The sequence below is a fragment of the Methylomonas rivi genome, from assembly GCF_024505165.1.
Classification (GTDB): domain Bacteria; phylum Pseudomonadota; class Gammaproteobacteria; order Methylococcales; family Methylomonadaceae; genus Methylomonas; species Methylomonas rivi.
This window is the reverse complement of sequence record NZ_JANIBK010000350.1, coordinates 1-804: the sequence shown is the minus strand read 5'-3', so window position 1 is coordinate 804 and position 804 is coordinate 1. Positions and strand designations below refer to the sequence as shown.

The 804-nt window shown below is 55.6% G+C and carries 2 protein-coding genes; both read left to right on the top strand.

All coding sequences use genetic code 11. From position 1 onward, the window contains the following. On the top strand, window positions 1–190 hold a 190-nt coding region (locus NP596_RS21670), incomplete at its 5' end, for a hypothetical protein (protein WP_256617449.1). Between the two features lie 117 nt (window positions 191–307). After that, window positions 308–760 (top strand): hypothetical protein, encoded by a 453-nt coding sequence (locus NP596_RS21665; protein ID WP_256617448.1) that lies wholly within the window; start codon window positions 308–310, stop codon window positions 758–760. The last annotated feature ends 44 nt before the right edge of the window (window positions 761–804 follow it).

The window sequence follows — 804 nt, the reverse complement described above, 5'->3', positions numbered from 1 at the left end:
GGTGCGGCGGCATGGCGCCGAAGCCGCCGAAAGCGAATTGCAGCAGGCACTGGCGGACGCGGATGCCGGCGTGCGCCTGCAGGCGATCGAATTGACGGCTAACCCGGCTTTGCTCGGTCAGGGTTTGCAGGATAGCGACGCCATGGTCAGGCAGCTGGCGAAGGCCAAGCTGGACGAGCTTGTGCATTGAGATATGCAAGCCAGGGTTTTATTTTTTACGGGGTTGGTTGTTCGGTTTTTAACTCGATTGGCGGGTAGGGACTGGAAATGCCGGCCGTTAATCACATTCAATTAAACGAGAAAAACTATGATTTTAAAGCATTTGTTAAAAACAGCGCTGGCGCTGGCCGTATTGGGTTCTGTTTCGCCGGTTTCCGCACATACGCTGAGCAATAAAACCCTGCGGGTGGGGTTCGGCGCGCAGGCAACCGACGTTTGGCAAGTGACGTGCAGTAACGATGCGGTGCTGGGCGACAGCCACCATCTTGCCGCGCAAATTTTGGATAAAAGCCCCGGCACAAATTTACTGTCGTTGATTATCGTCAAAGGCACGGCGGCGGCCACGACTGTCGACTCCAAAGGCGGCGATACGACCCCCAGTCCTTTCGTCGAGGTCGTCGGCGGCAACGGCGTTTACACCATGCTGGTCAACCATACCCAGTCCGGCAATAAAGTCTATAACATCGAATTCCACTGCGAGAACGCCGGTGGCGACCATACCCCAACCACCACGCCATCTACACCAGTGCAAGATAACTAAGCTTGTCCGGCGCTTTGTTTATTCTTATGGTTCCCACGCTCCGC

Coding starts and splice junctions, on each gene's coding strand:
- NP596_RS21665 (WP_256617448.1), top strand. CDS start 308: ATGATTTTAAAGCATTTGTTAAAAACAGCGCTGGCGCTGGCCGTATTG.